This is a genomic window from Corynebacterium sp. 2571A, assembly GCF_055700935.1.
In genome coordinates, this window is record NZ_JASTTE010000004.1 from 65,952 (window position 1) to 91,270 (window position 25,319).

Genomic DNA, 25,319 nt, shown 5'->3' on the forward strand with positions numbered 1-25,319 from the left:
GGGTAAGGTGGGCAGCCGTATATGTGGTGGGCGTCATAGTCCACCGGCCGGTGCCGCACCGCACCTGCGCCGGCCGGCCGCCCCGCGCGCCCTCGCGCGGCAGCGCCCACCTGGAGGAGAAGGGAGCTTTCGGTGTCGTTTCGTCAGGTAATTGAGTTGTCCGACCTGGGCGATGGGCGCTACCGCGGTCCGGGTGTGCCCTCGGAGATGCAGCGCACCTTCGGCGGCCAGGTTATCGGCCAGGCGCTGCAGTCGGCGCAGCAAACGGTCGAGGCAAAGACGGCGAACTCGCTGCACGCGTATTTCGTCGGTGGCGGGCTGTCCGCCGAGCCCATCGACTTCACCGTGCACACCGTCCGCGACGGGCGCACCTTCAGCCACCGCCGGGTCACCGGCTGGCAGGGCGACAAGGAGATCGTGGAGATGCTGGTTAGCTTCCGCCGCCCCGGAGACCAGGGCCCGGAGCACGCCGCGCAGCTGCCGGAGGTGCCGGGCCCGGAGGAGTGCCGCGACCACGCGGCGGACTGGCCGTCGACCTCGCGCATCGTGCTGGGGGAGTGGAGCGACTGGGACGTTGTGATGGTCCCCGACGAGCACGACAACTCGCACCACGCCCAGGACAAATACGGCGCCGGCGCGCGGCATATCTGGTTCCGCTACAACGCCGGGCTGGGCGACGACCCGGACCTGAACCAGGTGGCGCTGTCCTACCTGTCGGATATGACCTTGCTCAACTCGACGCTGATTTCGCACCCCGAGGCCCGCGTGCAGATGGCCAGCCTCGACCACAGCCTATGGTTCTTCGACGAGCTAAAAGTGGATGAGTGGTTGCTCTACGAGCAGGATTCCCCGTTCGCCGGCGGCGGGCGCGGTTTCGCCCAGGGGCGGGTCTTCCGCCAGGATGGCACTCTGGTTGCTCAAGTCAACCAGGAGGGCTTTATCCGGTGGCTGAAGGAATGACCGAGTTAGGCGACCTGCGCGGGGTCCTAGTGAGACGCGATGGCCTCGGCACGTATAATCGCGTTAGTTAAAACCAACTAGGAAGGGGCACACCTTATGTCCGGCCACTCTAAATGGGCGACGACCAAGCATAAAAAAGCTGCCAACGACGCCAAGCGCGGCAAGGAATTTGCCAAGCTGATTAAGAATATCGAGGTGGCGGCGCGCACCGGCGGCGGCGATCCCGCGGCCAACCCGACGCTGGACGACATGATCAAGAAGGCCAAGAAGGCCTCCGTCCCCAACGACAACATCGAGCGCGCCCGCAAGCGCGGTTCCGGCGAGGAAGCCGGTGGTGCCGACTGGGAAAACATCATGTATGAAGGCTACGGCCCCAACGGCGTGGCCATGCTCATTGAGTGCCTGACCGATAACCGCAACCGCGCGGCCACCGAGGTGCGCACCGCCATGACGAAGAACGGCGGCAACCTGGGCGAGTCCGGTTCCGTGTCTTATATGTTCTCGCGCGTCGGCGTCGTGGTTGTCCAGAAGGGCGATCTGACCGAGGACGACCTGCTGCTGGCCGTGCTCGAGGCCGGCGCCGAAGAGGTCAACGACCGCGGCGAGCAGTTCGAAATCACCTGCCAGCCCGCCGACGTGCGCGCGGTGCGCAGCGCCCTGGAGGAGGCGGAGATCTCCGTCGAGGACGCCGACACCGACTTCCGCCCGTCCGTCGAGGTCCCGCTCGGCGCGGCCGACGCCAAGAAGATCTTCCGCCTCATCGATGCGCTGGAAGACTCCGACGACGTGCAGAACGTCTACACCAACATGGATCTCAGCGACGAGGTCCTGGCCGAGCTCGAGGACTAGTAAGCCGGCCCGGGGCTTAAGAACCTGGCAACGGGGCAGTCGGGGCGAGAATTTCTTGCCGCGGCTGCCCTTGGTCGTGTCTGCACCGGGCGGATAACACCGGGGTACCCAGGCTGGCCGGACGGGCGTAGCGCGTGTAGTATGCGTGATGAGGTACTAGAACATATGTGTGACGGAGGTGGCCTGTGAACTTGGAAGGCTTGCGCGTCATGGGCATCGACCCGGGGCTGACGCGCTGCGGCCTGTCGGTCGTGCAGGCGGGCCGGGGCCGCGCCGTCATCCCCATTTCCGTCGGTGTGGTGCGCACGCCCGCGGACAAGGACCTCACCGAGCGCCTGCTGCGCCTGTCGAAGGCCGTGGCGGAGTGGATGGACGAGTACCAACCGGACGTCGTGGCCATCGAGCGCGTCTTCGAACGCGGCAACGTCTCCACGGTCATGCAGACCGCCCACGCCGTCGGGGTCCTGGTGCTCGCCGCGGCCGAGCGCGGCCTGGACGTGCACATGTACACCCCCTCGGAGGTCAAGAAGGCCGTCTCCGGCAACGGCCGCGCTGACAAGAAGCAGATGACCGCCATGATCACCCGTATCCTGGGGCTTAGCGAGCCGCCCAAGCCGGCCGATGCCGCCGACGCGCTAGCGCTCGCCGTCAGTCACTGCTGGCGCGCCCCGGCCCTCGCCCACGCCGAGCAGGTGCGGGAAAGGACCCAAGCCCAGCGGCAGGCCCAACAGCAATCCCTGGCGCGCGCCCGCGCGGCGCAGTCAGGTTAGACCGCGACTATTAAGCCCCAACCGCCCGAAACTTTAAGAACTCTTTGTCTCCTAGAACTCCACCCGGGAAGAAAGGAAAGCCCTCGCCATGATCGCATCGCTGCGCGGAGAGGTCATCTCCATCGCGCTAGATCACGCCGTTATCGAATGCCAGGGCGTGGGCTACCTGGTGCACGCCGCCCCGCCCACGCTGGGGCGGCTGACCCGCGGGGAGGAGGCCTTCGTGCTGACCTCCATGGTGGTCAAGGAAGACTCCATGACCCTCTACGGCTTCGGCACCGCCGAGGACCGCGAGATGTTCCACCTGCTGCAGTCCGTCTCCGGGCTCGGCCCGAAGCTGGCGCTGGCCGCGCTGTCGGTGCTGGAGGCCAACGAGCTGGCGCAGGCGATTAGCCAGTCGGACGCCAAGCGCCTACAGACCATCCCCGGCGTGGGCAAGCGCATGGCGGAGCGGCTAGCGCTCGAGCTCAAGGACAAGGTGGCCGGCTTCGCCGGGGCCGGTGCGGCCGCGGGTGACGGCGCGGCTGCCGGCGGGGTGCCCGCGGCCAGTGAGCCGGTGGTCCAGCAGGTCACCGAGGCGCTGGTGGGCCTGGGCTTCACGGAAAAGGCCGCGGCCGGGGCCGTCGAGGCAATCGTGGCCGAGCAGCCCGATGCCGCCACGCCGGTGGTCTTGCGCAGCGCACTGGCCCGGCTGGGGAAGAAATAAGTAGGCGCACGCCAGGGTTTGACGACGGGTAGGGTGTTAGAACATGTCAGATATTGAGCGCACCGAGTTCCAGCTGCCCGACGGGCTGGAGGCCGCGCGCCAGGGCAGCGCGCAGGCCGCGGATCGGCGCAACGACGACGTCGACGGGCACGCGCAGCAGGGCGAGCGCGACATCGAGCGCTCTCTGCGCCCGAAGAGCCTGGACGAGTTCATCGGGCAGCCCAAAGTCCGCGAGCAGCTCTCGCTGGTGCTGCAGGGCGCGAAGAAGCGCGGGGTGACCCCGGACCACGTGCTGCTGTCCGGCCCGCCCGGGTTGGGCAAGACCACCATGGCGATGATCGTCGCCCAGGAGCTGGGCACCAGCCTGCGGATGACCTCGGGCCCGGCGCTGGAGCGCGCCGGCGACTTGGCCGCCATGCTCTCCAACCTCATGGAGGGCGATGTGCTGTTTATCGATGAGATCCACCGCATCGCCCGCCCAGCCGAGGAAATGCTGTACATGGCGATGGAGGACTTCCGGATCGACGTCATCGTGGGCAAGGGCCCGGGTGCGACCTCCATCCCGCTGGAAATCCCGCCGTTCACCCTGGTGGGTGCCACCACCCGCGCCGGCATGCTGACCGGCCCGCTGCGGGACCGCTTCGGTTTCACCGCGCAGATGGAGTTCTACGACACCGCGGATCTTACCCGGGTCATCAAGCGCGCGGCCCAGATCCTCGACGTGGAGATCACGCGGGAGGCGGCGGTGGAGATCGGCTCGCGCTCGCGCGGCACCCCGCGTATTGCCAACCGCCTGCTGCGGCGCGTGCGCGACTTCGCCGAGGTCAACGGCGACGGCGAGATCGACCTGGCGGCCGCCCAGGGCGCCTTGGCCGTCTTCGACGTGGACGAGATGGGACTGGACCGCCTGGACCGGGCAGTGCTCCACGCGCTTATCGAGGGCCACAACGGCGGGCCCGTCGGCGTGAACACCCTAGCGATCGCCGTAGGGGAGGAGCCCTCCACCGTGGAGGAGGTCTGCGAGCCCTACCTCGTGCGCGCCGGCATGATCGCCCGCACGGGCCGCGGGCGCGTGGCCACGGCGGCGGCCTGGCAGCACCTGGGGCTGACCCCGCCCGACGGGGCGATTGGCCTGTTTTAATAGATTCTTGCTGCCAAACGGCGCTTGATTAACAGCTAAACTGAAAAGTCTGGCACACTGGATCGGTATGGAACTAGTACTATTTATCGTCCTCGTTGTCCTTTTAGTCCTGCCCACCTTCTTCGCTATGCGCAAGCAGCGCCAGCGTCAGAAAGAAGTCGCGGCCTTCCAGGCCTCGCTGACCCCGGGCAAGCGCGTCGTGACCGCCGGCGGCATCCACGGCACCGTGACCGCGGTGCGCGAAGGGGATATCGACCTGGAGGTCGCCCGCGGCATGGTTATCACCGTCGACAAGATGGGTATCCTGCGCGCGGCGAATACCGCCCCGAACCCGGTGGGCGAGGCCCCGGCCGAGCCGCAGCAGACTGATGTCCACCCCGAAGACAAGCCGGTTAACCCGGACGAGAAGAACTAAGAAAGCTCGCACCCCGGCGAGCCTTATTCCGTCCGCCGCCTGTCGAAGACGTGCCTAGCGCGTGCCGCCGGCAGGCGGATTTTTCTGTCTTGGTCCGTACTGTGAGCGTTGTCATGGTCACACCTGGGCCCTTTTCTGGCGACCTTTTGAGGTTTTGCCACGGATATGACGTACCATGATGGATCGTGTTCGCTCCTTTACTCCGTTAAAGGCAGCGATTTTTACTTAGCCCTGTAACTTGCAATGCACAGGAGATTGAATTCGTGTCCGCTCCTCACAAAGGCGCCATCAACAACGCCAGTAGGAAATGGCCGAAGCGCGCCATCATGCTCTTCGTGGTCATCCTGCTGGCGGTGTGGGCGCTCGTATTCTTTACTGGCGATCGCACCGCCAGCACCAAGCTCGGCATCGACCTGCAGGGTGGTACCCGCGTAACGCTGGTCCCGCAGGGCGAAGAACCCACCCAGGACCAGCTGCAGCAGGCCCGCGAGATTCTGGAGCAGCGCGTCAACGGCATGGGCGTGTCCGGCTCCGAGGTGGTCATCAACGGCAACACGCTGGTGATTACCGTCCCGGGCGAGGACACCCAGGAAGCGCAGTCGGTTGGCCAGACCTCCCAGCTGCTCTTCCGCCCGGTGGCCGAACAGCCCACCCCGGACATGACCAAGCTGCTGCCGGAGATGGAAGACATGGCCAACCGCTGGGTGAAATACGGCGTGCTCTCGGAAGACGAGGCAAACCAGTCGCTCAAGCGCGTGACCGATGCCATCAACCAGGCCAACGAGCAGGCCGAGGGGCAGGGCTCCAACAACACCAAGGTGGATGAGAAGAAGGTCAGCGCCGAGCCGCTGCCGGAGCCGGAGAACTCCCTGGAGCAGGCGGAGCGCCGCGACGAGATGACCGAGATGCTGCTCAAGGACCGCCAGTCGGAGGACCCGACCACGCTTTCTGCGGCCTCGGCCCTGATGACCTGCACCCAGGATACGGATCCGCTGGCGGGCGCGGACGACCCGGCCAAGCCGCTGGTTACCTGTGACTACTCGCAGGGCATGCCGTACATCCTGGACCCGGCCCCGCTGCTGGACGGCGTCGAGGATCCTAACGGCACCCGCCTGACCGGCTCCGAAATCGACACGGATTCCCCGATCGACGGTGGCCTGAACCCGGACACCGGCCAGATGCAGATCAGCTTCTCCTTCCAGACCGGCGATGGCCCGAACGGCTCGGCCACCTGGGCGAAGCTGACCGAGGAGTACCTGCAGAAGCAGATCGCCATCACCCTGGACTCCGGGGTTATTTCCGCGCCGCAGATTCAGGGCGCGACCCCGTACGGCTCGGCCACCTCGATTACCGGCGACTTCAGCCAGGAGGAAGCCCAGTCGCTGGCCAACAACCTGCGCTACGGCGCGCTGCCGCTGTCCTTCGTGGGTGAAAACGGCGAGCCGGGCGGTACCACCGAGACGGTCCCGCCGTCGCTGGGCCACGCCGCCCTGCAGGCCGGCCTCATCGCCGGCCTGGTCGGCCTGATTCTGGTCCTAGCCTACTCGGTCTACTACTACCGCGCCTTCGCCTTCGTCTCCTTCCTGACGCTGGTCGGCGCGATGGCCCTGACCTACGGCTCCCTGGTGCTGCTGGGCCGCTGGGTCGGCTACTCGCTGGACCTGTCCGGCATCGCCGGCCTGGTCATCGGTGTTGGCGCCATGGCCGACTCCTTCGTGGTCTACTACGAACGCATCAAGGACGAGATCCTGGAAGGCCGCACCTTCCGCTCGGCCACCACCAAGGCCTGGGAGCGGGCGCGCACCACCATCGTCACCGGTAACGCCGTGACGCTGATCGGCTCCGTGGTCGTCTACTTCCTGGCCATCGGCGAGGTCAAGGGCTTCGCCTTCACCCTGGGGCTGACCACCGTCTTCGACCTGGTCGTCTCCTTCCTTATCACCGCGCCGTTGATGATGCTGGCCGCCCGCAAGCCGGTCTTCGCCAAGCCGTCCATGAACGGCCTGGGCGGCATCTTCGCGCTGGCTGAGGAGAACCGGGCGAAGGGACACTATGGTAAGACGCATCCGCGCGGCGAGCAGACCGCGGATACTTCAGACACGAAGCCTGGGCAGACCGAGCGCACCGCGCGCAGCAAGCGCACCGAGCAGGGCGAGGAGAACAACTAATGGCTAAGAACAAGATTTCCCGGTTGGATCGCCTCTACTCCGACGAGGGCGGTATCGACTTCATCGGCCGGAGCAAGCTGTGGTACTCGATCACCATCGGCCTGCTGGTCGTGTCCATCGCCGCGATCCTCATCCGCGGCTTCAGCCTCTCGCTGGACTTCGAGGGCGGCACCACCGTGACCATGCCGGCCGCGGACCTGGTGGAAGAGGAGGTCGGACAGACCTTCGAGGACGCTACCGGCGTGGAGCCCGAGCAGGTCCAGATCGTCGGTTCCGGCGCCTCGGAGACGCTGGAGATCACCTCCGAGCGCCTGAGCCAGGAGCAGGTCGATAGCGCCCGCCAGGCCATCTACGAGGAGTACCAGCCGGAAAACGCCGAGGGCGAGGCGACCCCGGACGCCATCGGTACCTCCACCGTGTCTGAGTCCTGGGGCTCCTCGATTACCGAGCGCATGATCATCGCGATGCTGGTCTTCCTCATCGCGGCGACGGTTTACGTGGCTATCCGCCTGCAGCGCACGATGGCCTTCGCGGCCATCCTCGCGCTGATCGTCGACGGCGTCATCATCGCCGGCATCTACGCCCTGTTCGGGCTCGAGGTTTCCCCGGCGGTCATCATCGGTCTGCTGACCGTCCTGACGTTCTCCATCTACGACTCCGTCATCGTCTTCGACAAGGTCAACGAGAACACCCAGGGCATTTTGGGGCAGCGCAAACACACCTACGGCGAACAGGCCAACCTGGCCATCAACCAGACGGTGATGCGTTCGATTTCCACCTCGGTGATTTCGGCGCTGCCGATTATCGCCCTGTTCGTGGTCGCGGTCTGGCTGATGGGCATCGGCACGCTCAAGGACCTGGCGCTCATCCAGCTCATCGGCGTCATCGAGGGCATTTTCTCCTCGCTGTTCCTGGCCACCCCGTTGCTGGTCAGCATGGTCAACCGGAAGAAGGAGTTCCGCCGGCACAACGCCGAGGTTGAGCGCTACCGCTCCGGCGAGGTTGACGAGGACGCCCCGGCTGAGGAAGGCGGCGCGAAGCGCACCGTGGCTTCCCCGGTCACGGCCTCGGCCAACGACGACATCGCCGAGTCTGACGAGGACCACGGCCCGCGCCCGGGCGAAGGCACTTCCGGTTCCGGCGCCACCTGGCGCCCGGGGCAGTAGCCCGACCCAGGTGGTCCACGGTCAGTTTCTTACCCCGGGGCGTTTCACCCCGGGGTTTTCTAATCGCTAGTTCCAGGTAGGAGTAAGCCCGTCATGGGAAGTGGAGTCAAGAAATACCCAGCGCTGGGGCGGCTGGCAGCCGCGGCGGTGGCCACCAGCCTGGCCCTGGGCCTGGCGGCGTGCGGACAGAGCGACGAGCCCGCCGAGGAGGAGGGTAAGGCCTCCAGCGACCACTTCGGCTACCAGACCTCCTCGGAGCTGGTGACCACCAACGCCGGCACCGCCTTCGGCTCGGCCGGCAGCGTGGCGCAGCTGTCCAGCCGCCTGTACCCGGCCGCCTTCGTGCCGGGCCCGCGCGGCCAGATGATCCCCAACACGGACCTGGTCAATGCCCAGGAGGTAAACCCGGGCTCTGAGGACGAGCCCAAGTCGGTGGTCTACACGCTCAGCGATGACGCGCAATTCTCCGACGGCCAGCCGGTGACCTGCGTGGACTACCTTTTGGCGTACACGGCCGGTAGCATGAAGGAAACCTTCGGCTCCCACATGCCGCTGGCCCAAGACATCCAGCAGTTCAAGTGCGCGCCGGAGAACAAGGTCTTCGAGGTGGTCTTCGCACCCGGCACGGGCCAGCGCTGGCGCGGCCTGTTCGGGCCGGGCACGGTCATGCCGGCCCACGCCATCGCCCAGAAGCTGGGGATGGACTCCCAGGAGCTGACCACCGCCTTGTACTCCCAGGATCCCACGGTGCTGGAGGAGGTCGCGCGCATCTGGCGCTTCGACTTCCAGCTGGCCGAATTCGATCCGGAGCTGCAGGTCTCCTTCGGCCCGTACGTCATCGACCATGTCGGTAAGAGCGGGGAAGTGGTCCTGGAGCGCAACCCGCACTTCTTCGGCGACGAGGCCGAAATCGCCCCGGTGACCGTCTGGCCCGCGGACGCGGATTCCGGTGCGCTGAAGGACGCCGGGACCCTCGGCGTGGTCGACTCCCGCGAGGCGAACCCCGCCTGGCTGGACCGCGACGCGGACGATAACCCCTATGAGATCGAGCCGGTTGTCGGCGACCTGACCGAGTCGCTGGTCCTGTCGGAGTACGGTCTATTCGCCCAGGAAGAACCGCGGCGGGCGTTTTCCGAGTGCATCGACCAGGCCGCGCTCGCCAAGCTCAGCTCCACCGAATCCGGGGTGGAGGTCCCGCCCGTCTACCAGCACGTGCTGCGGCACAACGACCCCATCGGCAAGTACCTGAAGCGGGCCACCGAGCCGCACGTGGGCACTGACAACGCCATCGCGCAGACCCTGAGCGGGCAGACCATCCGCATCGGTTACCTAGGCCCCAACGAGCGCTTTGCCGCCATGGTGGAAAAGATCGCGGAGACCTGCCGTCCGGCCGGGATCGCGGTCGAGGACGTGAGCGCGGAAAACACCTCGCAGTACATGCTCAACCCGGACCCGGAAACGGGTATGCCGGCTATCGATGCCTTCTTGGGCCCCATCGATCCCCTCACGGAGTTCTCGACCGTGGAGCCGCGGATTTCGAACGTGGAAGAGCTCAACAAGGCCGAGGCCGAGCAGTGGCAGACGGTGCGGACCATCCCGCTGGCCGCGCAGCCGAAGACCTTCGTGGTCCGCAACGATGTCAAACACGTGGTACCGTACACTGGGTTGTCGGGAATCGGTTGGAATATGGACAGGTGGGCGCTGATCCCCGAAGGCGCCACCGAATCGAAATCGAAGGATAATTAAGTGAGTTCTGAGTACTCCAACGCTAATGAAGCCCTACAAGACAAGATCCGCTACGTCCAGGATTTCCCGGAGCCGGGCGTCCTCTTCGAAGACCTGACCCCGGTGCTGGCCGACGCGGATGCCTTCAGTGTCGTGGTCGACGGTCTGGCCGAGGCCTGCGAGGAACTCGGCGCCGAGATGATCGGTGGGCTGGACGCCCGCGGATTCCTGCTGGGCTCGGCTGTCGCCTACAAGATGGGCGTGGGGATCCTGGCCATCCGCAAGGCGGGTAAGCTGCCGCCGCCGGTCCTGCACACCGAGTACGAGCTGGAATACGGCACCGCCGCGTTGGAGATTCCCGCCAACGGCGCGGAGCTCAAGGGCAAGAAGATCGCCCTGGTGGATGACGTTCTGGCCACCGGCGGCACCCTCTTCGGCGCCCGCCAGCTGCTGGAACAGGCCGGCGCCGAGGTCGTTGGCAACGTCGTGGTCATCGAGGTCGACGGCCTGGGCGGGCGCGAGCGGCTTGCGGGAACGCCTTTGGTGGTCTTACGCACACCTGAGGAGAATTAAGCGCTAGACTGAACTAATTAGTAGTTTAGTTCGGAAAGGGGCGCGTAATGACTCACGATAAACCGGCGAAACGCCCCGCTGGGTCGAGTATGCGCAGCATGTCCGCCCGCCTGGCTCGTTCCCTGACGGGTGGGCGGACCAAGGTGAATCCCGTCTTGGAGCCTTTGCTGTCCATCCACCGCGAGTTCCATCCGCGGGCAGACGTGGAGCTGCTGAACAACGCCTACGAAACCGCCGAGCGCCTGCACGAGGGCGTGATGCGCAAGTCGGGGGACCCGTATATTACGCACCCGCTGGCGGTGGCTACCATCGCCGCGGAGATTGGCATGGACACCACCACGGTGGCCGCCGCTCTCCTGCACGACACGGTGGAGGACACGGACTATTCCCTCGAGGACCTGACCGGTGATTTCGGCCCCGAGGTCGCCCGGCTCGTCGACGGCGTGACGAAGCTGGACAAGGTCGCGCTGGGCGCCGCCGCTGAGGCGGAGACCATCCGCAAGATGATCGTGGCCATGGCCCAGGACCCGCGCGTGCTGGTCATCAAGGTCGCCGACCGTCTGCACAACATGCGCACCATGCGCTTCCTGCCGCCGGAGAAGCAGGCGAAGAAGGCCCGCCAGACCCTCGACGTCATCGCCCCGCTGGCGCACCGCCTGGGCATGGCGAGCGTTAAGTGGGAGCTCGAGGACCTGGCGTTTGCCATCCTGTACCCGAAGAAGTACGACGAGATCGTGCGCATGGTGGCCGCCCGCGCCCCGTCGCGCGACCGCGCGCTGAAGCAGATCAAGGAAGAGGTCGGCGCCGCGCTGAAGGAGAACGGCATCCAGGCTGAGGTGATGGGCCGGCCGAAGCACTACTGGTCCATCTACCAGAAGATGATCGTGCGTGGCCGCGACTTCGACGAGATCTTCGACCTGGTGGGTATCCGCATCCTGGTCGAGGACATCAACAGCTGTTACGCCGCCATCGGCGTGGTCCACGCCCTCTACTCGGCGCTGCCGGGCCGGTTCAAGGACTATATTTCCTCGCCGCGCTTCGGCGTCTACCAGTCGCTGCACACCACGGTGCTGGCCGACGGCGGCTCCTCGCTGGAGGTGCAGGTGCGCACGCACGAGATGCACTACAACGCCGAGTTCGGCGTGGCCGCGCACTGGCGCTACAAGGAGACCAAGGGTAAAAACTCGGGCCACCAGGAAGAGGTCGACCAGATGGCGTGGATGCGCCAGCTGCTCGATTGGCAGAAGGAAGCCGCCGATCCGAACGACTTCCTGGACTCCCTGCGCTACGACCTGTCCGCCAAGCAGATCTTCGCGTTCACCCCGAAGGGGGATGTCATCAACCTGCCGGCCGGGTCCACGCCGGTCGACTTCGCCTACGCGGTGCACACTGAAGTCGGTCACCGCTGTATCGGGGCGAAGGTCAACGGCAAGCTGGTGGCACTGGAGTCGACGCTGAAATCCGGCGACAAGGTTGAGATCTTTACCTCCAAGGACGCCAACGCCGGCCCGTCGCGCGACTGGCAGGAGTTTTTGGTCTCGCCGCGCGCGAAGGCGAAGGTGCGCCAGTGGTTCGCCAAGGAGCGCCGAGAAGAGCACCTCGAAGCCGGCCGCGACGCCCTGGCCACGGAGGTCCAGCGCGGCGGCCTGCCGCTCTACCGGCTGTTTACGGCCAGCTCGATGAAGCAGGTGGCCAAGCAGCTGCACTACCCGGACGTGGATTCGCTCTACACGGCCATCGGCTCGGGCAATGTCTCCGCCCAGCACGTGGCCAACCAGCTGACCTCCCTGTTTGGCGACCGGGACGACGCGGTCGAGGCCCTGGCGGACCGCACCCCGCTGTCGGCGCTGGAAAATTCCCGCACCAAGGAGACGGAGGATTCCTCCTCGGGCACCGGCATCCTGGTGGAAGGCAGCCCGGACGTGATGGCCAAGATGGCCAAGTGCTGCCAGCCGGTGCCGGGCGACGAGATCTTCGGCTTCGTCACCCGCGGCGGCGGGGTCTCCGTGCACCGCGTGGACTGCACCAACGCGGAAAAGTTGCGCAGCCAGCCGGAGCGCATGATGGACGTGTCCTGGGCGACCGGCAATTCCGCCTCGGGCGCTTTTGCCGCCACCCTGCAGCTGGAGGCGCTGGACCGCCAGGGCCTGCTGTTCGAAATCACGCGGATCTTTAGCGATCAGAACCTGAACGTGCTGTCGATGACCTCGAACCGCGGCGACGATCACATCGCGACACTGAAGTTCACCTTCTCGGTCTCCGACACCAAGCAGCTGGGCCAGCTGATGACCACGCTGCGCAACACCGAGGGTGTTTTCGACGTCTACCGCGTCACCGCCTAACCCCGCGCGCACCGCGGGGCCAGCGGCCGGAGAAATAGCGACAGGGGAGAGCGCACTGCCCCCGCCCGGTGACTGGCAGGTGAACTCTGCGCCGCGGCGAGGTTAACACCGCAGGGGAAGCGGGGACCTAACTTCGCGCGCGCTGCGCCGGCGCGGTCACGGGTTTATAAAGGACTTGTCTCTAGTCCCTTTTCCCAAGTCTCGCAGGAGAACTCCCATGAGTAACTTCCGTCGCATTGGCCGCCTCGTGGCGGCAACCACCGTCACCGCCGTCGCCCTCCAGGGCGCTCCGGCCGCCTTCGCCGAGGACAAGGTCAGCTTCTCGGTGTCTAACTTCACCGACTTCCACGGCCACCTGGAAGAAGCCGATCCGGAACTCGGTGCGGCCAAGCTGATGAGCCTGGTCGAGCAGGTCAACCAGGACCAGGACTACGACCTGACCACTTCGGGCGATAACGTCGGCGGCTCCGCGTTCGTCTCCGCCATCACCGATGACGAGTACACCCTGCAGGTCCTCAACGCCATGGGCGTGGAGGCCAGCGCCGTGGGTAACCACGAGTTCGACCAGGGCTTTGACGACCTGACCGACCGCATCATCCCGAAGTCCGACTACCCGGTGCTGGGCGCCAACGTCCTCAAGAATGGCGAGCCGGCGATGGAAGCCTCCCACGTGTCTGAGATCGACGGCGTCAAGGTCGGCTACGTGGGCACCGTGACCCAGCTGACCGCCGAGAAGGTCGCGCCGAGCGCCATCGAGGGCATCACCTTCTCCGACCCGGTGGAGGCCACCAACAAGGAGGCCACCCGCCTGAAGGAGTCCGGCGAGGCCGACATCGTCGTGGCGCTGATGCACGAGGACGCGGAGCAGTACGCCGAGGGCTTCAACAACGACGTGGACGTCCTCTTCGGCGGTGACTCCCACGTGCGTTCCCAGGGCACCGTCGAGCGCGAAGGCGCACTGCCGCTGCACTGGGCCCAGGGCCACGAGTACGGCAAGGTGCTCAACGACGTGGACTTCACCTACGACAAGACCGCCGGGGAGCTCACCGACGTGGAGCTGACTCAGTACGACTACTCGGATGCAGCGGCCCTGGAGCCGAACGCGGAGATCGCGGGCTTGGTGGCGGAGGCCAAGGACAAGGCCGCGGAGAAGGGCGCCGAGGAAGCCGGCGAGACCCCGCAGGCCATGTTCCGCGGCTCCGATGAGGGCAAGGAGCCGGGATCCAACCGCGGCGTCGAGTCCACTCTGAACAACTTCATCGCTGAGGGCCAGCGCGTGAGCATGTCCAAGCAGGTTGACAAGGACATCGATCTGGGCCTGATGAACGCCGGCGGCGTGCGCGCCGACCTCAAGGGCGGCACCGTGACCTACCAGGACATCTTCGAGGTCCAGCCGTTTGGCAACTCCATTGCCTACGGCACCATTACCGGCCAGGACCTGGTCGACGCCCTGGAGAACCAGTGGCAGCCGGGCAACTCCCGCCCGCGCCTGGCGCTGGGCCTGTCGGAGAACGTCTCCGTGGCCTACGACCCGCAGGCGGAGCAGGGCCAGCGCGTCCAGTCGGTCATCATCAACGGCGAGCCGCTCGACCGGGAGAAGAATTACACCGTGGCGCTGTCGACCTTCCTGGCCGGCGGCGGTGACGGCTTCTTCAAAGAGGACCAGGTCAAGGACATCGTGGACGTGGGATACATGGACACCCAGGCGATGATCGATTACATCGCCAGCGGCGAGGCCGACGTGCGTACCGGCCAGGGCCAGGTCGGCGTGCACCTGTCCGGCGAGCCGAAGGCCGGGGAGAAGCTGACCGTGGAGCTTTCCTCCCTCAACTACACCAGCGAGGGCGAGCCGATGGCCCAGACCGCTACCGTCTCCCTGGGTGAGGCAACCGTCGAGGCCGAGATCGACAACGCCCGCCAGGACGGCGACGACCAGATGGGTGAGCGCGGCCGCGCCACCGTCGAGCTGACCGTCCCGGAGGACCTCTCCGGCGAGCAGGAGCTCAAGGTCACCACCGACCAGGGCACCGAGGTCATCATCCCGGTCACCGTGGCCGCCGCCGACGGCAACGGCGGCGATGACAACGACGACGACACCGACGACAACGGCTCTAGCCAGAGCTCCTCCTCCAGCCTGAGCTCCGGCTCCAGTGATTCGCTACTGTCCTCGGTGGGCATTGGCGCCGGCGTAATCGCCGCTCTCGTCGCCGGCCTGATGGGCGCGGTCGGCACCGGCATCATCACGCTGCCGGCCCCGGTCCGCAAGATGATTGAGGACCTGCGCAAGCAGTTCGGCCTCTAAGCCCAACACCGCGCAGCTGAAACACTAGCGCAACCAAAAACACCGAGGCCCTGGGGTAGACCCCCGGGCCTCGCTCCGTATTACCGCCCCCAAGGGCCAACTCACCGGGCTCGCTCCACCCGTACATACCACCGACTAAACTAGGGCGTGTGAGTTGGCAGCAAATTCTTCTGGATGAGGCCTACTACCAGCTGGGGCTGGAGTGGCACCGTATCCCGATCGTCATCTTGGCGTCGATCGGCATATACCTAGCATTTATGCTCTTGGTGAAGGTCTTCGGATCCCGCGTGCTGACCTCCATGACCGCTTCCGATGCCGTCATTATCATCATGTTCGGCGCCGTTGCCGGCCGCGTCATCGTAGGCGTGCCCCCGTCACTGGCCGCCGGCGTCCTAGGACTCGCCACTCTCATGGGGCTGGAGGCCGCCTTTGGCGTCCTGCGCAACGCCGTGGGCTGGTCCCGGTTCATCGACCGTATTCCCATCCTCATCATGCACCACGGGGAGAAAATCGAGGCCAACGCCGACTTCGCCCACGTCAGCGACACCGACATCTATTCGGCCATCCGTAAAGCCGGCCTCGGCAGCAAGCAAGAAGTCCAAGCCATGATCCTAGAGCCCACCGGCCAAATAGCCGTCATTCAAGAAGGCAAGACCATGGACCCAGACGTCTTCCGAGACGTCAAAGGACTCGGCCAAGAATAGAGCACGAAGGGGTACAGGAAAGCGGAAAACCGCACGGACACATAAACCCAGCCCCAAGCCAAGGCATAAAAAATACCCCGTGGATAAACCCACGGGGTATTAAGCGTGCTAGCTAGCAGCTAGTGCGACTCCGGCTTACTTCTGGCCCGGGATGTCGATGTACTTGTTGACGAAAGCGAAGATGGAGCCCAGCACGCCGATGACAGCGCTGACGACGCCGATCCAAGCCTTGATCTCGTCCGGATCCACTTCCTTCTTCTCGCCGTCCTTGCCCTTGCTGGAGGACAGGTCGGAGATGGAGGAACCGGAGTTTTCGTTATCGTTCTTGTTGTCCTGGCCCTTGTCGCCCTCGTCCTGCTTCTTTTCGTCTTTGTTAGCCGAGGCCTCGACGGAGCCGGCAGGCTGGGAGGCGCCATCTTCAGCGTTGGCAACGTTGACGCCAGCGAAGGACACGGCGATGGCGGTTGCGCCAGCAACCAGGGACTTACGGGAGAAAAGCTTCATTATCAAAATCCTTAGATTCCGTGGAGTACTTGCAGACGCTACAAATAGTAGCGATACAGGCAGGGGTTTGCAAGACCTGTTTAAGGAAACTGCCAATCGGAGCCGCAATCGTAAAGTTCTTGGTGAATATAGAATCGCAGGTAAACAGCGGGTTAACTGGTAATACCTTAATTGAAGGTAAGAAACTGCTGAGTGTGGGTTACCTAAGTTGGTGGGTCTCATGGGGGATGCTCTACGGGGGTAGGGCGGATATGGCGAAGCCCCGGCACGGAGCGCAGGTTGCGCGGTGCCGGGGCTTGGCGTTGAGAACTTCGCCGTGGCTGGCGGTTTCTGGTTACGGGTTAGGACTCGACGGAGACCTTGTCGATCTTGACCTCTTCGGCGGGCTTGCCGTCCGGCTGGCCGCCTTCGACGCCCTTCTCAGCGATCTTGTCGAGGGTTTCCTGGCCCTTCTCGGTCAGCTTGCCGAAGTAGGTGTAGTCCGGTGCCAGCTGCGAGTCGGCGTAGTTGACGAAGAACTGGGAGCCGTTGGTGTCCTTACCGGAGTTAGCCATGGCGATGGAGCCCTTCGGGTAGGTCACCGGCTGGCCGGCCTCAGCGTCCTTCTCAGTCGGGTACTCGTTGGCGAAGCTGAAGCCCGGGCCGCCGGAGCCGGTGCCGGTCGGGTCGCCGCACTGCAGGACGTTCAGGCCGCCGGAGGTCATGCGGTGGCAGACGCTGCCGTCGTAGTAGCCCTCATCGGCCAGGTGGGTGATGGCGTTGACGGTACAGGGAGCCACGGAGCGATCGAACTCCATTTCCATGTCGCCCTGGTTGGTAGCGAAGTTCACCTTCACGGTGCCCTTGGTGGAGATGTCGTCGCCGTTCGGGACGGTGGCGCCGTTGGAGTCCTGGCCCTCCGTGGCCGGGTACTCACAGGTGACGGTCTCCGGGAGTGCCTCGGCGCGCTTGCCGGTCAGGGCAACGGCCTCCGGCTGCTCTTCGGACTCGGTGGTCTCAGTAGTGTTCTGGTCCTCCGCGGTGATTTCCTCGTCGGAGCTATCGCGCGAAGCCATGAACCAGACGCCGCCCACGAGGGCGACGATGGCGAGCAGGGCGATCAAAGCCACGCCCACGGGGCGGGTTTTGGTCTTGCGCTCGCGGGACTTGAGCTCACGGTTGAGGTTGGCCAAGGCCTCCTCGCTGCGCTTCTTGTTATCAGGCACTGTAGTTTTCCTCGTTACACAGTAGGCAGAATGAACACGTCTTCCGGTCCGGGACGCTTTGGGCGCGGCCCGAACCAACTGGCACACAATCCTATCGCGTCGCCTGGCTTAAGTGGGGGATTAGGCCGGAGACTGTGTGGCTTTAGCAGGGCCGTGGCAGGCATAGGGGAGTGTGGGTATCCTCGGGGCCATGGCAAACGTTAACTTTGATGGAAATGCAACGACGACCACTGGTGAGCTGCCCGCAGTAGGCGAGCAGATTCCGGACTTCACCCTGGTCGGTACCGATCTGAAGGAAATTACCGCGCAGGACTTCGCCGGCAAGCGCCTGGTTATCTCCATCTTCCCGTCTCTGGATACCGACGTCTGCGCGGCCCAGCTGCGTAACTTCAACGAGAAGGCCGCCGGCTTGGACAACACCGTGGTGCTGTCCGTCTCCCGCGACCTGCCCTTCGCGCAGGCACGGTTCTGCTCCACCGAGGGCATCGACAACGTCGTCAGCGGCTCCGACTTCCGCACCGATTTCGGCGAGAAGTTCGGCGTCACCCTGGAAGGCTCCCCGCTCAAGGGCCTGCTGTCGCGCTCCGTGGTCGTCACTGACGCCGACCACAAGGTCGTCTACACCGAGCTGGTGGACGAGATCACCACCGAGCCCGACTACGACGCCGCCCTGGCTGCCCTGAAGTAGTCCGCGCTTGCGCGTTCTGCCGCCGCCCCGCACTCTGCGGGACGGCGGTTTTTCTTATGGCGGTCCGCGAGGTTGTTGTTCAATTCCGCGAGAGGTTGCTGTTAATTGGGCCGCGGCGGCTGGCAGGGGAGGACGACTCGCGTGGTCGCTGCGGGGCCGAGTCACTATTCTGGGAGTCATGCAGTATTACGGTTTCACCGCGGGTCCCTACAAGACGAATTGCTACCTTGTCACGCACGAGGACAAGGCTTTCGTCATCGACCCCGGTATGCACGCCCTTGATCGCGTGGAAGGATTGCTCAACGAACACCAGGTCACCCTGGAGGCGGTGGTGCTAACCCACGGGCACATTGACCACACGCGCAACGCCGGGGACCTGGCCCAAAAGCACAACTGCCCGGTCTATATCCACGCGGAAGACGAGTTCATGCTGGAAGACGGCTCGGGTGTTTCCGAAGAATCCAAGGTGCTTTTTGACGCCGCCCACATGGTCCCGATTGCTGAGGTGCGCCACCTTCGCGACGGGGAAGACCTCGAGCTGATCGGCTTGAAGTTTGCCATCCACCACGCGCCGGGGCACTCGCCGGGCAGCGTCCTGCTGGTCAACGAGGACGTGGCGTTTACCGGCGACGTGCTCTTCCGTGGTTCCATCGGGCGCACGGACCTGCCGCATTCGGATCCGGCGGCCATGGATGCCTCCCTGCGCGGGCCGGTGTGGAGCCTGGCCGATAACCTGGCGGTCCTGCCGGGCCATGGGATGACCTCCACCATGCGGCAGGAGCGGGGGGCCAATCCCTTTTTGCTCAAGGTCGGGCGGGTAATGTAGATGAGCGTGAGTGACAAGAAGAAGCAGTTTAAGCCCCTGTCCGCCCCGAAGGGGGTGCCGGACTACCTGCCGCCGGAGTCCGCCACCTTCTACAAGGTCCGCCAGACCATGGTCGAGCAGGCCCATCTGGCCGGTTTCCAGCACATTGAGCTGCCCGTCTTCGAAGACACCTCCCTGTTCGCCCGCGGCGTGGGCGAGTCGACCGATGTGGTCTCCAAGGAGATGTACACGTTTGCCGATCGCGGCGACCGCTCGGTGACCCTGCGCCCGGAGGGTACCGCCGGCGTGATGCGCTCGGTGATCCAGCACAACCTGGACCGCGGCCAGCTACCGGTCAAGCTGAACTACTACGGCCCCTTCTTCCGCTACGAGCGCCCGCAGGCCGGACGCTACCGCCAGCTGCAGCAGGTCGGCGTCGAAGCCATCGGCGTGGACGACCCGGCCCTGGACGCCGAGGTCATCGCCCTGGCAGACCGCTCCTACCGCGCGCTGGGGCTCAGCGGCTTCCGGCTGGAACTGACCAGCCTGGGCGATCACACCTGCCGCCCGCAGTACCGCGACAAGCTGCAGGAATTCCTCTTCAAGCTGGATCTGGACGAAGAGACCCGCCACCGCGCGCAGATCAACCCGCTGCGCGTACTGGACGATAAGCGCCCGGAAATCCAGGAAGCCACCGCGGATGCGCCGCTCATGCTGGACTACCTGAGCAACGAGTGCCGCGAGCACTTCGAGACCGTCACGGGCCTGCTCGAGGACATGGAGGTCCCATACACCATCAACCCGCGGATGGTGCGCGGCCTTGACTACTACACCAAGACCACCTTCGAGTTCGTCCACGACGGCCTGGGCGCCCAGTCCGGCATCGGCGGCGGCGGGCGCTACGACGGGCTGATGGCCCAGCTGGGTGGGCAGGACCTGTCGGGCATCGGTTACGGCCTGGGCGTGGACCGCGCGGTGCTGGCACTCGAGGCCGAAGGTATTACCCTCGCCGGCACCGAGCGTCGCGTCGACGTCTACGGCGTCGCGCTGGGGGCCGAGGCCAAGCAGAAGATGGCGCGGCTGATCAATGATTTGCGGGCCCGTGGCGTATCCGCCGACATGGCCTACGGTGACCGCGGCCTGAAGGGGGCTATGAAGGGCGCGGATCGCGCCGGCGCCCGCTTGGCATTGGTGCTGGGGGAAAACGAGCTTGCTGCCGGCACCGTGGCGGTCAAGGACCTGGCTTCCCACGACCAACAGGAGGTGTCTATCGGCCAGGTCGTGGACACTATTGCTTCCCGGGTGTAATTCCTACCCGAATACCGGCGAGATAGATGCGGATCATCGCGTTGTCGAGATCGTTTTCCACCTCGCCCAACTTCACCTCGCGGGGGCGTTGAAGCGCCAGTAGTCCGATGGTGAATTCCAGGTGCGTGACCCCAGGCCCGATGTGGCCTAGGGCGCGCGCCTTTTCTATGAAACGAGCACCATTGTCCATCAGCTCTTGCTGCACCGCTTTCTGCTCGGGGCGCAGTGATTCCAAGTTGGAGGGCAGAAAACTCGGGGCGAGCACGCTTAAATCTAGTGACAGCAATTGTCGAGCGTATTCTTGCACGGTCTCTTCGGCCCGCTCGGGGTCTGAATCCAGTCGGTTCAGCAGTGTGTTTTGAGTTCCGATAAAGCGCTGGGCAAAAGTGCTCATGCATTCGTCAATGAGTGATTGACGGTCGGGGAAATTGCGGTAAAGCGTGGCGATCCCGACGTCTGCGTGGCTTGCGATCCTCTCCAGGCTGACCGTGTTGCCATGAGCCCGGAACAGCTCGAGGGCTGCAGCGATTATGGCTTGGCGGCGGCGGGCGGCATCGGCGCGCATGGAGCTTCCTTTCGTAGATCAGTTGACAATCTTGGCGGCAAGGGTTAAGTATATTTACGTTAAATGATAGTACACCCTCCGGTTTGGGCCCAAGCCCTACGTGCAGGGTGCGTTCTACTTTGGAGTAACCGCCACCATGACACAAGCTTACCTGTGCAGCACCGAAAACCTGGTGCTGAGCACCGGCTTTGCGGTACCGGACTTCCACCTTGTCGAAGGCCTGAACCTGCTGCACGTCAGCCGGGAGGCCTCCGCCACCGTGCTAGGCCTGACCCTTGCCGGTCGGATGAAGAAGAAAGGCGGCGAGGTGCGCTGGACCCCGGCGCTAGCCGGGCAGCACGAGGAGGGTAGCGCGCACGCCGCCGGGGCAGAGCTTCCCGCCCGCAGGCTGTTTTCCGACATCGCCTATGCCGGAACCCCGGAGATCGATGGCCTGGAGCGCCTCGTGCCAGTGCGGGCCGTGGTGCGCGAGCAGCTGGCCTGGACCAGCCTGTGGTACCGGCTCACGCCCCGAAAGATTATGTCCGACGAACGCGTCCAGGACGCCTTTGATGCGCTGGAAATCGACCTCGACGAGGAGACCTGCCGGAAGACCAAGGTGGGCGACCTCGACGTGCTCACCCGCCTCAAGCTGCGCGTAGCACTGGCTCTTATCGCCCGGCCCGAGGCGGTGGCGCTGGTCATCGACGACGTGGACCAGCTGCGCTCATGGCGCCTGCGCGAGGACTTCCTTTCCACCGTGCGCCGCCTGGCAGACCGCTTACCCGTGGTCTGCATTAGCGCTAACGCGGACGCCTCCGGCCTCGCCGACTACGAAGTCCGCATTCATGATCCGGGGATGGCCCTGTCGGGGTCCCAGGCGGGGCCGAGCGCCGCGGAAGGAGAGCAGGCATGAACCTGACACACCTAGGTACCGAAATCCGCCGCTTCGGCCACGGCAAGCTGCCTCCGCTGGCCTTCGTGGTCATTATCCTGCTGCCGCTGTTGTTTGGCGGCCTTTTCGTCTGGTCCTACTGGGACCCGGTCGGCAAGGTCAACGAGCTGCCGGTCGCTTTTGTGAATTCCGACAAGGGCGCCGACGCCGACGGCGAGCACCTGGACGCGGGGCAGCAGATCACCGACCGGCTGGTCGAGTCGGATCAGATAAACCTGGACGTGGTGGACGCGGAGACCGCCCGCGACGGGGTTCGCAGCGGCGAGTACTACTTCGCGATGGAACTGCCGGAAGACTTCTCCGAGTCGGTACTGTCCGTGCGTGGGGATAACCCGCGGCGGGCGAGCCTGAACGCTACCTTTAACAACGACAACGGGCAGATCGCGCAGACCCTGGGCAACCAGGTGGTCTCCACCGTCCTGGGCACGATCAACGAGGAGCTGGGCACCCGCGTGACCGACAACCTCCTGGTCGGCTTCAACACCATCGGGGACGGGGTAGGCCAGGCCGCGGACGGCGCGAACGAGCTCTCCGACGGTGCCGGTAGTGCGGCTGAGGCGTCGAAGAAGCTGGACTCTGGTGCGGGCGAACTCCACGAGGGCATTGTGAGTGCGGATGAGGGCGCGAAGAAGCTTGAGTCTGGAGCCCAGGAGCTCGACGAGGGCCTGGGCACAGCAAGCAATGCGGCCGACCAGCTGGCCGGCGGGCTGGGTCAGCTCAACTCCGCCACGCAGCGCCTGGGCGAGGGCGCCAGCCAGGTTTCCGGCGGCGTGGATCAGATCACTGGCATGGTCGGCCAGGCCGCCGACGCCCAGGCACAGCTGCTGGCGGGCCTGGTCAACGTCTCCAGCCAGCTGCGGGCCACCGGGCTGCCGCCGGCCCAGGATCTGGCCAACCAGTTGGACGGGGTCATCGAGCAGGTGCGCACGCAGGCCCTCGGCCCGGATTCGCCGGTGCTGGGGGATGTGGAAAAGCTCAGCGGCGGCGCGCAGGAAATCGCCCGCCAGCTCACCGATCCGGCCAGCGAGTACTCACAGGGCATGCAGCGCGCCACCGACGGATCCCAGCAGCTGGCGACGGGCCTGCACAAGCTCAACGATGGGTCGAGCCAGCTGGTGGTCGGCACCCAGACCCTGAGCCAGGGCACCAGCAAGCTGGTAGACGGTTCGCAGCAGCTCTCGGTCGGCGCGAAGCAGCTTAGCGACGGGCTGGTCCAGCTCGACGAGGGCTCGGGCACGCTCGCGCTGAAGCTTACTGAGGCCGGCGGCAAGGTGCCGCACTACGGCGACGACCAGCGCGCCGATTACGCCGGTGCGATGTCGAACCCGGTGGAGCAGAACCGGCAGGGCGACAGCCTCGCCATCTTCGGCGAGGGCCTGGCCCCGATCTTCATCTCGCTGGGCCTGTTCATGGGTGCCACGGTCACCTTCATGGTGCTGCACCCGCTGCAGCGCCGCGCCATCGAGTCCGGCATGTCCCCGCTGCGCGTCGTGCTGGCCTCCTACCTGCCTGCGTCCATCGTGGGCATCGGCCAGGCCACCGTCATGTTCTTGGTGCAGAAGCTGGCGCTGGGCCTCAACGCCAGCCACGAGGTCGGTATGTGGCTGGCCATGTGCCTGACCGCGGTGACCTTCCAGGCCATCGCGCTGGGTATTAACGCCCTGCTGGGCGCTACCGTCGGCCGGGTGATCTGTATTTGCCTAATGGCGCTGCAAATCGTCTCCTCCGGCGGCCTGTACCCGCCGGAGACCCAGCCGGCCTTCCTCCAGTGGTTCCACAACTACGACCCGATGACGTACTCGACGAACCTCCTGCGGCAGATGATCTTCCACTACGACGCCGCCGATCCGCGCCTGCAGCAGGCCATCGGGGCCCTAGCAGCAATCTTGGTCATCTTCATGGCCATCGCCGTGGTGGGCGCCTGGCGCGGGCGCCACATCGCCATGAAGGACCTTCACCCGGAGGTGGCCCTCTAGGCAAGCCGGAGTGGCAATGCCCTCCGGGCGGCTAGGGCACTAGGCAGCTAGCACTCGACCTGGGTGACGGAAAAGCCCATGGTCTTGGCCAGGCCACCCAGGGAGGTCTCCTTGTACTTGGAGAGCATGTCCCGGCCGGTTTCCGCCATGGTCTGCACGGCGTTGTCCAGGGAGACGTAGTGCGTGCCCTCGCCCAGCATGGCCATGCGGGCGGCGTTGATGGACTTGACCGCGCCGATGGCGTTGCGCTCGATGCAGGGGATCTGCACGAGCCCGCCGACCGGGTCGCAGGTCAGGCCGAGGTTGTGCTCGAGGGCGATCTCCGCGGCGTTTTCGATCTGGCGCGCGCTTCCGCCCAGCAACTCGCACATACCGGCCGCCGCCATAGCGGAGGCGGAGCCGACCTCGCCCTGGCAGCCGACCTCGGCGCCGGAGATGGAGGCGTTTTCCTTGATGATGGTGCCAATAGCCCCCGAGGTCAGCAGGTAGCGGCGGGCGTCTTCGCGGGTGAAGTTGGCCATGAAGTCGCGCGCGTAGTGCAGCACGGCGGGGATGATCCCGCAGGCGCCGTTGGTGGGCGCGGTGATGACGCGGCCGCCGGCGGCGTTCTGCTCGTTGACGGCCAAGGCGTAGAGGTTGGTCCACTCCATCGCGGAGAAGCCGCAGGAGGGGTCCTCCTGCTTTTCCAGCAGGGTCTGGTAGACCTGCGGGGCGCGCCGGGGCACGCGCAGCCCACCCGGCAGGGTGCCCTTGGTGGAAATGCCCTCGGTCACGCACTCGCGCATGGTGTCCCAGACGGTGTCCAGGTGGCGCAGGACGTGGTCCGCGCCGCCGGAGCTGCGGTGGAGCACGGCCTCGTTGGCCAGGACGATTTCCCACACCGGCAGGTCGTGGGCCTCGCACAGCTCGAGCAGCTCCGCGCCGGAGGTAAACGGGTAAGGGACCTGGTCCTCGACAGCGGCCGCGGCGACACCCGCGGGCACCTCGCTGGAGGCCTCCTTTTCGGCCTCCAGCTCCGCGCGGGAGAGGATGAATCCGCCGCCCACGGAGAACCATTCCTGACCCGTGGCGATCTCGTTGCCCGCGCCGTCCCAGGCGCTAAAGATGAGGCAGTTCGGGTGCTCCGGCACCGGCTCGTTGTTGAAGCCAATCTCAAACTCGAGGCTGCCCGCAGGCCCTGTGACGGTGCCCTCGGAGGGGATGGGGCTGGACGGGTCCGGCTCGGCATCCAGCGGCACCGTCAGCGGGGTCCACCCGGCTAGGCCGAGGATGACCGCGCGGTCGGTCGCGTGCCCGCGGCCGGTGGCCGCCAGGGAGCCGCGCAGCTCTGTGTGCACCCGCGCGGGCAGCTGGGGCAGGGAATCGATGAACGCCTTGGCGGCGCGCATGGGGCCGACGGTGTGGGACGAGGACGGCCCGATCCCGATGGAGAAGATATCAACGACGCTAATTGTCATGTTGGGTTCAAGCCACCTTTCTCTGAGTAAACAGACGTGGATTGTAACTTAGGGTA

The 25,319-nt window shown here is 65.4% G+C and carries 22 protein-coding genes; 18 read left to right on the plus strand and 4 right to left on the minus strand.

Annotated elements, in window-relative coordinates; all coding sequences use genetic code 11:
* Positions 1–132 precede the first annotated feature (132 nt).
* The 13 genes from QQS53_RS09045 (at position 133) to QQS53_RS09105 (ending at position 15,821) form a co-directional block, all read left to right on the plus strand.
* Complete coding sequence (locus QQS53_RS09045) at positions 133–960, plus strand: acyl-CoA thioesterase (protein ID WP_472775518.1); 828 nt, start codon at positions 133–135, stop codon at positions 958–960.
* 96 nt (positions 961–1,056) lie between these two features.
* Complete coding sequence (locus tag QQS53_RS09050) at positions 1,057–1,809, plus strand: YebC/PmpR family DNA-binding transcriptional regulator (RefSeq protein WP_472775519.1); 753 nt, start codon at positions 1,057–1,059, stop codon at positions 1,807–1,809.
* Between the two features lie 185 nt (positions 1,810–1,994).
* Positions 1,995–2,579: a crossover junction endodeoxyribonuclease RuvC gene (gene ruvC, locus QQS53_RS09055; RefSeq protein ID WP_472775520.1), complete on the plus strand. Its 585-nt coding sequence runs from the start codon at positions 1,995–1,997 to the stop codon at positions 2,577–2,579.
* An 88-nt stretch (positions 2,580–2,667) separates the two neighbouring features.
* Complete coding sequence (gene ruvA, locus QQS53_RS09060) at positions 2,668–3,285, plus strand: Holliday junction branch migration protein RuvA (protein WP_472775521.1); 618 nt, start codon at positions 2,668–2,670, stop codon at positions 3,283–3,285.
* Between the two features lie 43 nt (positions 3,286–3,328).
* Positions 3,329–4,426, plus strand: coding sequence for a Holliday junction branch migration DNA helicase RuvB (ruvB, locus tag QQS53_RS09065; protein WP_070768315.1), 1,098 nt, complete (start codon positions 3,329–3,331; stop codon positions 4,424–4,426).
* A 67-nt stretch (positions 4,427–4,493) separates the two neighbouring features.
* Positions 4,494–4,841 carry a preprotein translocase subunit YajC gene (gene yajC, locus QQS53_RS09070; RefSeq protein WP_472775522.1) on the plus strand — a complete coding sequence of 116 codons (348 nt, stop codon included), beginning with the start codon at positions 4,494–4,496 and terminating at the stop codon, positions 4,839–4,841.
* A 326-nt stretch (positions 4,842–5,167) separates the two neighbouring features.
* On the plus strand, positions 5,168–7,009 hold the full coding sequence (gene secD, locus QQS53_RS09075; RefSeq protein WP_472775686.1) for a protein translocase subunit SecD: 1,842 nt from the start codon (positions 5,168–5,170) through the stop codon (positions 7,007–7,009).
* On the plus strand, positions 7,009–8,175 hold the full coding sequence (gene secF, locus QQS53_RS09080; RefSeq protein ID WP_472775523.1) for a protein translocase subunit SecF: 1,167 nt from the start codon (positions 7,009–7,011) through the stop codon (positions 8,173–8,175). Before secD ends, secF begins: the two co-directional genes overlap by 1 nt.
* A gap of 93 nt (positions 8,176–8,268) precedes the next feature.
* On the plus strand, positions 8,269–9,921 hold the full coding sequence (locus QQS53_RS09085; RefSeq protein ID WP_472775524.1) for an ABC transporter substrate-binding protein: 1,653 nt from the start codon (positions 8,269–8,271) through the stop codon (positions 9,919–9,921).
* Entirely contained in the window at positions 9,922–10,473 is a 552-nt protein-coding gene (locus QQS53_RS09090; protein ID WP_070768318.1) for an adenine phosphoribosyltransferase, read from the plus strand. It begins immediately after the preceding gene.
* Between the two features lie 47 nt (positions 10,474–10,520).
* Complete coding sequence (locus QQS53_RS09095; RefSeq protein WP_472775525.1) at positions 10,521–12,815, plus strand: RelA/SpoT family protein; 2,295 nt, start codon at positions 10,521–10,523, stop codon at positions 12,813–12,815.
* A gap of 217 nt (positions 12,816–13,032) precedes the next feature.
* Complete coding sequence (locus QQS53_RS09100; protein ID WP_472775526.1) at positions 13,033–15,117, plus strand: bifunctional metallophosphatase/5'-nucleotidase; 2,085 nt, start codon at positions 13,033–13,035, stop codon at positions 15,115–15,117.
* 149 nt (positions 15,118–15,266) lie between these two features.
* Positions 15,267–15,821 (plus strand): DUF421 domain-containing protein, encoded by a 555-nt coding sequence (locus QQS53_RS09105; protein WP_472775527.1) that lies wholly within the window; start codon positions 15,267–15,269, stop codon positions 15,819–15,821.
* Positions 15,822–15,956: 135 nt separating this feature from the next.
* On the opposite strand, the gene QQS53_RS09110 is transcribed toward QQS53_RS09105, so the two are convergent.
* Both QQS53_RS09110 and QQS53_RS09115 read right to left on the minus strand, forming a co-directional pair.
* The gene (locus QQS53_RS09110) at positions 15,957–16,325 is read right to left on the minus strand and encodes a hypothetical protein (RefSeq protein ID WP_472775528.1); all 369 of its coding nucleotides are present in this window, start codon (positions 16,323–16,325) and stop codon (positions 15,957–15,959) included.
* A 341-nt stretch (positions 16,326–16,666) separates the two neighbouring features.
* Positions 16,667–17,530, minus strand: coding sequence for a peptidylprolyl isomerase (locus QQS53_RS09115; RefSeq protein WP_472775529.1), 864 nt, complete (start codon positions 17,528–17,530; stop codon positions 16,667–16,669).
* A gap of 190 nt (positions 17,531–17,720) precedes the next feature.
* On the opposite strand from QQS53_RS09115, the gene tpx reads away from it, so the two are divergent.
* The 3 genes from tpx to hisS all read left to right on the plus strand — a co-directional run bounded on the left by tpx (position 17,721) and on the right by hisS (position 20,331).
* Positions 17,721–18,218 (plus strand): thiol peroxidase, encoded by a 498-nt coding sequence (gene tpx, locus QQS53_RS09120; protein ID WP_472775530.1) that lies wholly within the window; start codon positions 17,721–17,723, stop codon positions 18,216–18,218.
* Between the two features lie 178 nt (positions 18,219–18,396).
* Complete coding sequence (locus tag QQS53_RS09125) at positions 18,397–19,044, plus strand: MBL fold metallo-hydrolase (protein WP_472775531.1); 648 nt, start codon at positions 18,397–18,399, stop codon at positions 19,042–19,044.
* A 6-nt stretch (positions 19,045–19,050) separates the two neighbouring features.
* Positions 19,051–20,331, plus strand: coding sequence for a histidine--tRNA ligase (hisS, locus tag QQS53_RS09130; protein WP_472775532.1), 1,281 nt, complete (start codon positions 19,051–19,053; stop codon positions 20,329–20,331).
* Here the strand turns inward: hisS and QQS53_RS09135 are convergent.
* Positions 20,312–20,896: a TetR/AcrR family transcriptional regulator gene (locus tag QQS53_RS09135; RefSeq protein ID WP_472775533.1), complete on the minus strand. Its 585-nt coding sequence runs from the start codon at positions 20,894–20,896 to the stop codon at positions 20,312–20,314. The genes hisS and QQS53_RS09135 overlap by 20 nt on opposite strands.
* A 136-nt stretch (positions 20,897–21,032) precedes the next feature.
* On the opposite strand from QQS53_RS09135, the gene QQS53_RS09140 reads away from it, so the two are divergent.
* Positions 21,033–21,791, plus strand: coding sequence for a hypothetical protein (locus QQS53_RS09140; RefSeq protein WP_472775534.1), 759 nt, complete (start codon positions 21,033–21,035; stop codon positions 21,789–21,791).
* Complete coding sequence (locus QQS53_RS09145; RefSeq protein ID WP_472775535.1) at positions 21,788–23,806, plus strand: YhgE/Pip family protein; 2,019 nt, start codon at positions 21,788–21,790, stop codon at positions 23,804–23,806. The genes QQS53_RS09140 and QQS53_RS09145 overlap by 4 nt, the downstream gene beginning before the upstream one ends.
* A 47-nt stretch (positions 23,807–23,853) precedes the next feature.
* Here the strand turns inward: QQS53_RS09145 and QQS53_RS09150 are convergent, their stop codons facing one another.
* On the minus strand, positions 23,854–25,263 hold the full coding sequence (locus QQS53_RS09150) for an L-serine ammonia-lyase (RefSeq protein WP_472775536.1): 1,410 nt from the start codon (positions 25,261–25,263) through the stop codon (positions 23,854–23,856).
* Between the last annotated feature and the right edge of the window lie 56 nt (positions 25,264–25,319).

What these genes read in the sequence shown, in the direction of transcription:
- secF (WP_472775523.1), top strand. Translation starts at nt 7,009, where the DNA reads ATGGCTAAGAACAAGATTTCCCGGTTGGATCGCCTCTACTCCGACGAG.
- ruvB (WP_070768315.1), top strand. Translation starts at nt 3,329, where the DNA reads ATGTCAGATATTGAGCGCACCGAGTTCCAGCTGCCCGACGGGCTGGAG.
- QQS53_RS09050 (WP_472775519.1), top strand. Translation starts at nt 1,057, where the DNA reads ATGTCCGGCCACTCTAAATGGGCGACGACCAAGCATAAAAAAGCTGCC.
- QQS53_RS09125 (WP_472775531.1), top strand. Translation starts at nt 18,397, where the DNA reads ATGCAGTATTACGGTTTCACCGCGGGTCCCTACAAGACGAATTGCTAC.
- QQS53_RS09110 (WP_472775528.1), bottom strand. Translation starts at nt 16,325, where the DNA reads ATGAAGCTTTTCTCCCGTAAGTCCCTGGTTGCTGGCGCAACCGCCATC.
- QQS53_RS09135 (WP_472775533.1), bottom strand. Translation starts at nt 20,896, where the DNA reads ATGCGCGCCGATGCCGCCCGCCGCCGCCAAGCCATAATCGCTGCAGCC.
- QQS53_RS09095 (WP_472775525.1), top strand. Translation starts at nt 10,521, where the DNA reads ATGACTCACGATAAACCGGCGAAACGCCCCGCTGGGTCGAGTATGCGC.
- QQS53_RS09140 (WP_472775534.1), top strand. Translation starts at nt 21,033, where the DNA reads ATGACACAAGCTTACCTGTGCAGCACCGAAAACCTGGTGCTGAGCACC.
- QQS53_RS09085 (WP_472775524.1), top strand. Translation starts at nt 8,269, where the DNA reads ATGGGAAGTGGAGTCAAGAAATACCCAGCGCTGGGGCGGCTGGCAGCC.
- QQS53_RS09100 (WP_472775526.1), top strand. Translation starts at nt 13,033, where the DNA reads ATGAGTAACTTCCGTCGCATTGGCCGCCTCGTGGCGGCAACCACCGTC.
- tpx (WP_472775530.1), top strand. Translation starts at nt 17,721, where the DNA reads ATGGCAAACGTTAACTTTGATGGAAATGCAACGACGACCACTGGTGAG.
- QQS53_RS09150 (WP_472775536.1), bottom strand. Translation starts at nt 25,263, where the DNA reads ATGACAATTAGCGTCGTTGATATCTTCTCCATCGGGATCGGGCCGTCC.
- QQS53_RS09145 (WP_472775535.1), top strand. Translation starts at nt 21,788, where the DNA reads ATGAACCTGACACACCTAGGTACCGAAATCCGCCGCTTCGGCCACGGC.
- yajC (WP_472775522.1), top strand. Translation starts at nt 4,494, where the DNA reads ATGGAACTAGTACTATTTATCGTCCTCGTTGTCCTTTTAGTCCTGCCC.
- secD (WP_472775686.1), top strand. Translation starts at nt 5,168, where the DNA reads ATGCTCTTCGTGGTCATCCTGCTGGCGGTGTGGGCGCTCGTATTCTTT.
- ruvA (WP_472775521.1), top strand. Translation starts at nt 2,668, where the DNA reads ATGATCGCATCGCTGCGCGGAGAGGTCATCTCCATCGCGCTAGATCAC.